At 68.3% G+C, this 6730-nt stretch carries 6 protein-coding genes; 2 read left to right on the forward strand and 4 right to left on the reverse strand.

Annotated features, from left to right (window positions below; all coding sequences use genetic code 11):
• Positions 1-229 precede the first annotated feature (229 nt).
• The gene (locus ACWGIG_RS09775; protein WP_453320998.1) at positions 230-883 is read left to right on the forward strand and encodes an RNA polymerase sigma factor; all 654 of its coding nucleotides are present in this window, start codon (positions 230-232) and stop codon (positions 881-883) included.
• Positions 880-1758, forward strand: a complete 879-nt coding sequence (locus ACWGIG_RS09780) for a hypothetical protein (RefSeq protein ID WP_453320999.1) — start codon at positions 880-882, stop codon at positions 1756-1758. The genes ACWGIG_RS09775 and ACWGIG_RS09780 overlap by 4 nt, the downstream gene beginning before the upstream one ends.
• 503 nt (positions 1759-2261) lie before the next feature.
• On the opposite strand, the gene ACWGIG_RS09785 is transcribed toward ACWGIG_RS09780, so the two are convergent.
• From ACWGIG_RS09785 to ACWGIG_RS09800, 4 genes are read right to left on the reverse strand one after another with little or no spacing between them, the layout of a single operon-like run.
• The gene (locus ACWGIG_RS09785; RefSeq protein WP_453321000.1) at positions 2262-3299 is read right to left on the reverse strand and encodes a hypothetical protein; all 1038 of its coding nucleotides are present in this window, start codon (positions 3297-3299) and stop codon (positions 2262-2264) included.
• Positions 3300-3327: 28 nt separating this feature from the next.
• Positions 3328-4560, reverse strand: a complete 1233-nt coding sequence (locus ACWGIG_RS09790; protein WP_453321001.1) for an ABC transporter permease — start codon at positions 4558-4560, stop codon at positions 3328-3330.
• On the reverse strand, positions 4561-5238 hold the full coding sequence (locus ACWGIG_RS09795) for an ABC transporter ATP-binding protein (protein ID WP_453321002.1): 678 nt from the start codon (positions 5236-5238) through the stop codon (positions 4561-4563).
• A complete protein-coding gene (locus ACWGIG_RS09800; RefSeq protein ID WP_453321003.1) occupies positions 5235-6635 on the reverse strand; it encodes a peptidoglycan-binding domain-containing protein in 1401 nt (466 codons plus the stop codon). The genes ACWGIG_RS09795 and ACWGIG_RS09800 overlap by 4 nt, the downstream gene beginning before the upstream one ends.
• Between the last annotated feature and the right edge of the window lie 95 nt (positions 6636-6730).

Consider the following 6730-nt stretch of genomic DNA (forward strand, 5'->3'; position numbering starts at 1 on the left):
ACGTCACTACAGAGTTCGAACCACACCTCATAACCCTCGTCCTGCCTGCCGCGTTCGTGTGCCTAGATTCTGCTTACGTTACGCAGGATCGCGTACGGGCCGGTCGGGTCTTCGGCACTGCCTCGTGTCCCCTGGCCACAGCGCGGACCCGGGACGACTGGGCACCGCATCCTGGCGGTGTGACGCGCGTCACTGGAACTGTCAGTGGCGTCGCACCAGAGAGATGGGCATGGACTACTTGGACCCAGAGACGCGGACGCGGGTGCGGGCCGGTGACCGGGACGCGTTCGGGCGGCTCTTCGACGCGTACGCGCGCGCGGTGTACAACCACGCGTACCGGCTCACCGGGGACTGGTCGACGGCGGAGGACGTGATGTCGTTGACGTTCCTGGAAGCCTGGCGCCAGCACGGCCGGGTCGGCGAGGAGGGCGGGTCGCTGCGGCCGTGGCTGCTGGGCATCGCGACCAACCTGGTCAGGAACCAACGCCGGGCCGCCTGGCGGCACCGGCAGGTGCTGGCCCAACTGCCGCCAGTGCCCGAAGGCATCCCCGACTTCGCCGAGGAGACGGCCGGGCGGATCGACGACGCGGAGCGGATCGCCGCCCTGCGGGCAGCGTTGGCGCGGTTGCGGAGACCGGACCGTGAGGTGCTGACCCTGTGCGTGTGGGCGGGCCTGGACTACCAGGAGGCCGCCGAGGCGCTCGGCGTGCCGGTGGGCACCGTCCGCTCCCGGCTCTCCCGCGCCCGCGCCAAGCTGCACCGCCTCACCGAGGCAGCCACCTCCGCGAGCCCACGCAAAAAAACGGAACCCGCCCCCACGGCAGACCAGATGAACAGTGGGCCCGCGACCGCGGGTCTGTCCCCCAAGGAGGCACACCTGTGAACGCCGACCAGCGGCCACAACCGGACGGGCGCACCGAACCGCTCGGGCACCTGCCCCGGTTGGCCGACCGCGACCTCCCGCCAGGACGTCACGCCCTCCACCGGGAGCTCCTGATGCGCCGGATCGACCAATCCACCCCCGCCGCCCCGCCCACCGGGCAGCCGGCCCGCCCACGGCTGCGACGGCGACTGGCCTTCACGCTCGTCGGCGCCCTCGCCGCAGCCGCAGCCATGGGCGGCGTCACGCTCTACGACCGGACGACCAGCGATCCGTTCGGCTCCTCAACCCTCGCCAGCTGGACCACCAGCCCGACCCACGTGGACACCTCGACGGGCCCCGGCGCCGCCACCTTGAAGTGGTGCCTGAACACGATGCCGGGTGGCAGCGGCCCCATCAAGGTCACCAACGCGGACCTCCGCGGGAAAGTCACCTCCATGATCGTCAGCCGCGGTGACACCACCACACTGTGCTACGTCGCCTCGAAGAACGGTGGCTTCTCGGCATCGGTCAGCACGGCGCAGACCATCGCGCCCGACGCGATCGCCTACGACACCTCCGGTTCCCACGGTGACGCCCCGGACGTCTTCAGCTACGCCGCCGGCTTCGTCGGTTCCGACGTCAAAGCAGTCACCATGACGGCCCGGGGCCGCACCTTCGAGGTGACCGTCGAGAACGGCCGCTGGACTGCCTGGTGGCCCAGCGCAGCCGGGGGCAGGGACAGCAGCCGCATCGACACCGTCACCCTCACCCTCACCGACGGAACCACCCGCACCGGCACCGCGTCCTCTCTCATCTTCCCGACACCGTCAACCTCACCCTCACCGACGGAACCGTCCGCACCGGCACCGGGTCCTCCGTCATCCTCAGCAAGCTGAACCGCTGCGACCGGCGTCCTCATCACGCAAGGCCGGGGCTTCCTCGGCCGGAGGACCGATGCAACAGCCAGTATGTGCGGCATCATCTGAATTCCCCCTGAGTCCCGCTGAGTGCTTGGCCCTGCGGCCCGGGTGGTTCTTCCTCCTATGAGTGATCCGCCCTCAAATAACGCAGTTTCACGGTTCCTGGAGCGCTCTCGTCCCGTCCGGACACTCTGCGGTCTGAGCGAAGGCGAGGGCGCCCGGGCGGCGGCACCGGCAGTCGCACGGGCCTTCACAACGTTGCCGCCGTTGCTGTCACGGCTCTGGCGGTGGGCCTGCTGGTCGCGGCAGCCCGGAAGCGCTGGGCCCGCTGTGCGGGGCCGGTGGCGTTCGGGTGCCGGCTGTGCACGGTGCGGCGTACGGGCGAGGACGTCCGGGCGGTGCGGTACGCGGCGCGGTGGGAGCGGGTGTGCGGGCGGCACGGCCGGTGGGCTCTGGACGCGGACGCTGACCCCGTCGGATTACCGCGCGGAGAGTGTCTTGTTCGCTTCCTGCAGAATCTGTGCCCACGTCTCGTCGTTCTGGTGCAGTTGCTGTGCGTTCTTCTCGATCAACTGGTTCTGGTAGGCAGTGGTGACCGCCACGACGGTCTCCAGATACGAGGATGTGCGTTTGCAGCCGATGTCAGTGACAGCGACGTTGATCTCGAACGGTGACGGCGGGGGGAGTTGGGCGCCGGGGGGTATGGGCAGCCCCTTGCCGAGCATGGTCTTGTCGTGTCCTGGTTCCGTCGGGTCCGCGTAGTTGAATCCGGCGGATTTCATGCATGCTCGCCAGGCGTCTGTGGCCTTTTTTGCGCGGCTGTCGTTCCGGCTGCGGCTGTCGGCTTCCAGCGTGAGCTCCAGGAGGAAGTGGCCGAGCGCGTCAAGCTGGGCGCCGTTCAGTTGGCGGCGGGCAGCTCCGATACACCCGTCTTCGCCTGCGAGCGGGGCTCGCCCGCCCCTGCCTCGTGCCGCTGTGATCTCCTGGGGCGTGGGGGGCCTGCTGTTTCCCGTCTCCGAGTTGACGATCCCCGCCCGGGCCATGGCCTTGCTGCCGGTCGTCCGGTAGCCGTTGACCTTGGCGCTGTCCAGGTCCACGACACCGTAGAGGTTGGAAGAGTCGATGATCCGGACCCGTGGGACGTCGTGGACCTGGACTGGGTACTCGAGGCCTTGGGCGCGCATGCAGGTTCCTGCGAGGAGGTTCACCGCCTTCGTTACGGTCTTCTGGTTCTCGACCCTCTGGTAGGCGTCCAGGGGGAACGTGACCGAACCGTCCGGGCGGAGCACTCCGCCGCTCGCGTTGAGCACAGGTGCCTTCGTGGCGTCTCCCGATGCGGAAGGCAGGCCGGGAGGCAGGGCGGGTTCGCCGTCGTCGGTGTGGACGATGGATCCGATGCGCACGGATCTGGGAGTGGCTTCGGCCTCAGGGGCAATCGGTTGTGCCGAACTGCCGCACCCGGCGAGCAATACCGCCGCAACGATGGCCCCGACACTCCCGTTTACATACCGGTGCATGATGTGTCTGAATCTCCTCGTGAGCGTTCTAACGACGCAAAGCTTCGGCAGGCTGGACCCTTGCCGCCCGCCGGGCTGGATAGATGCCAGCGACTAGCCCGGTCACCATCCCCAAGGACGGGGCCCATACGACGGTCGCGGGGTCCATCACCGGGGTCCAGCCCTGGCCCACTACCACTGCCAGGACGGTGAGGACCCCCAGCGAGGTACCGATCAGACCTCCGACGAGGCCCAACATGGCGGACTCGGTCAGGAATTGTGCGGTGATGTGACGGCCCTTGGCGCCCAGGGCCCGGCGCAGGCCGATCTCCCCGGTGCGCTCCATGACCGCCACCAGTGTGGTGTTCGCGATTCCGACGGATCCGATGACCAGGCAGACGCCGGCGAGCACCAGGAACAGCTGCCCGAAGTCGGATCCGACGCTGCTGCGCAGCAGCGTCGGATCGGTCGGTGCCGTGACCTTGAAGTTGTCCGGACCGAAGGCGTCCAGGGCGAGTGCGGACTCCCCGGCGATCTGCCGGGCCGCTCCGAGGCGGGTGGAGATCAACATCTTGGCGTGTTCGCCGCCTCGGGGCGCACCCCAGGTCTTCTCGGCGGTGCCGCGGGGGATCATGACGGATAGCAGGAGGTCTGGTTGCCTGTGGAGGTCGTCGATGATTCCGATGACTGCGAACGGACGGTCGGCGATGAATATGGCGGGTGTGGTGTCGAGGGTGGTGATGCCGAGTCTGGCTGCCAAGCCGGAGCCGATGACAGCTACGGGCTGGGCGTGGGTGTCGTGCCACGTGTCGTAGACACGGCCTTGGGCGAGGGTCGGCTCAGCGGCAGCGAAAGTACCGGGGGACATGGCGGTTACGGGGATCTGCCCGTCAGTGGTCTCGTGGCTGACAGGTGTTGAGCGCACCGCACCGCTGCCAAGGGGAAGTTTCCAGTAGACACCTGCGGCTCGGACGCCGTTGAGGCGGCCGATGCGCAGATCTGCGTCTGCGGGGAACGAAAGCCCGGTGCTGCCGGCCGTGTCCGCGCCGATGTCTTCCACGGTGACCTCGGTGGCGGTCAGAGTGTTGAATCGGGCGTCGATCTGTGAACCGGTGGTGGCTGTGAGGCCGAGGACCGCGACGAAGGTGCCCACGCCGAGGACGGTGCCCAGACCGGTGAGCGCGGACCGTGCGGGACGTTGCAGGATCCCGGCCGAGGCTTCCGTGATGAGGGAGCGCAAAGACAGGCGCGTCTGCTGGACCGTCTTGTCACGGCGTGGCATTCAGCGGGCTCCTTCACTCAGGAGGCCGTCACGGATGGAGACCGTCCGCTGGCCTCGCGTGGCGACCTGGGGGTCGTGGGTGATCAGGACGATGGTCATGCCGTTGCTGTGGAGCTCGTCGAGAAGGGTCAGTACGGACTCGGCGGTCACCGTGTCGAGGTTCCCGGTGGGCTCGTCGCACAGGAGCAGTGACGGTTCCCCCACCAGCGCACGGGCGATCGCCACGCGTTGGCGTTCGCCACCTGAGAGCCTGCTCGGCAGAGCGTTCCTGCGGTGTGCCAGCCCGACTTGATCGAGGGCTGCTGTGGCCCTGCGGGTGCTGTCGGGTGTCGAGGTGTAGAGCATGGCGAGCGCCACGTTCTCCAGCGCCGTGCGGTGCGGCAGAAGGTGGAAGGACTGGAATACGAACCCGATCCGCCGTCCCCGGAGCGAGGTGCGGTCACCATCGGCGAGGAGCGCGGTGTCAATGCCGTCCAACAGGTACTGGCCGGAGGTGGGACGGTCGAGCAGCCCGATGATGTTGAGGAAGGTGGACTTGCCGGAGCCCGACGGACCGACGACGGTGACGTACTGCCCGCTGCGGACCGTCAGGTCGCAAGAGCGGAAGGCGCGGACGGAGGGCGGGCCGGGGTAGGTGAGCCCCACGTCCCGCAGGTCGATGACGGCAGGGTGGTTCAACGGGCCAGGTCCTTGATGCCGACGATCACGTGATCGCCTTCCTTCACCGCTCCGGCGGTGACCGGTCTGATCTCTACGCCGCCCCCGCCGACCGCTCCGGTGGCCACCTCGCTCTGGCGGCGCCGCCCTTGCGTGTACACGGTGACCACTGTGCGTCCGTCGCTGGTGGCCGAAACGGCGGAAGCGGGGACCACCAGCACGCGACCGTTGGACGACCCTGCTGTGACGGTCAGACGCACCTGCTGGCCGGCGAGTTTGGGGTCGAGGGGGTGATCGGGGGTCACGATGACGGCATGCCCGCTCGGGGTTGTGCTGTCGGCTCCGTTCGGTGTTCCGGTTGTCCCTTGCTGCTGGGGCGCGGAGTCCGCGGTATCGGACACCGAGGCGATCGTGCCTGTCGACTTCTGGCCGGTCGGTTCAGACAGGATCTCGACTCTCTGGCCGACGCGTACGAGGTCCTTGTCGGAGCGGCCGAGGGTGCCCGTGGCGCCGAGTTTCCCTGCGGCGACGGTCATGACCTTGCCGGATACGGAGTCGCCGACCTTACCGGTCACCGTCGTGACCCGGGCGGGGAAGGATGACAGGTAGACTATTTCGGACGCGGGGACCATTGGTCCGGCCAGGGCCTGGGCTGCTGCCAGTTTCTTCTTCAGCTCTTCAAGGCTGTGCGCCGCGCGGCTGGTCTGTCGGCGAGCTGCCTCGCCATTGTCGCCCCGGTCGGGCGTGGCTGTCTGTGCTTCCTTCGCGTCCTGCAGTCTTTGCTGACCTGCCGTCACGTTGTCCTGGGCCACAGTGACCTGTACGTCGCCGTCGGGGAGTGCGGAGAGCGGGTCGTAGCCCCGCTTGGTGTAGAGGTCTTTGACGGCGGCTTTGGTGGCGCTGTCGAACGTGCCGGTGACGCTGGTGGTGTAGAGATCGAGGCGTCTGAGCGCTTGTTGCAGCTGCCGGACGTCCTGCCCGGTCGATCCGGGCTTCAGGTCCCGGTAGACGGGCAGCTCACCCTGGAGGGCGAGGACCGGGCGCCCGGCGACTTCGAGAAGCGCGTGCCCGGCGTTGATCTGCTCGCCCGCCTTCAGAGGGACCTTCGTGATGACAGGCTTCGTTTCTGGGCCTCCAATGGGGGCCACATCGACCGATTGGCTGCTGACTACGGTGCCGCGGATGACGATCTTCTGCTCCAGCACCTGCCTGGTCACAGGTGCTGTAAGGACGTCCGGGGGCGGCGGCTTGGCCTGCGCCGCAGCCTCGGCGGGGGACTTGACGGCGAATGACGCCACCAGGCCCGCACTGGAGAGCGTCACCGCGCCGGCAATGAGGCCCACGAGGAGTCGCCGCCGGCGAACCATGGTCCCGCGCCCCGCAGTGGCCTGTTCGCTTGTGCTCGGGTTGTTGTCCACGTGCCCTGTCTCTACCTACTGCCGCCGCAGAGGATCCAGCGGATGCGGAATTCTTGGGCTGCCGCCGACCGGCAGCGGCCTCTGTACCGTTGGGT

Source organism: Streptomyces sp. NPDC054863 (assembly GCF_053610825.1).

What these genes read in the sequence shown, in the direction of transcription:
- ACWGIG_RS09785 (WP_453321000.1), bottom strand. Translation starts at nt 3,299, where the DNA reads ATGCACCGGTATGTAAACGGGAGTGTCGGGGCCATCGTTGCGGCGGTA.
- ACWGIG_RS09790 (WP_453321001.1), bottom strand. Translation starts at nt 4,560, where the DNA reads ATGCCACGCCGTGACAAGACGGTCCAGCAGACGCGCCTGTCTTTGCGC.
- ACWGIG_RS09775 (WP_453320998.1), top strand. Translation starts at nt 230, where the DNA reads ATGGACTACTTGGACCCAGAGACGCGGACGCGGGTGCGGGCCGGTGAC.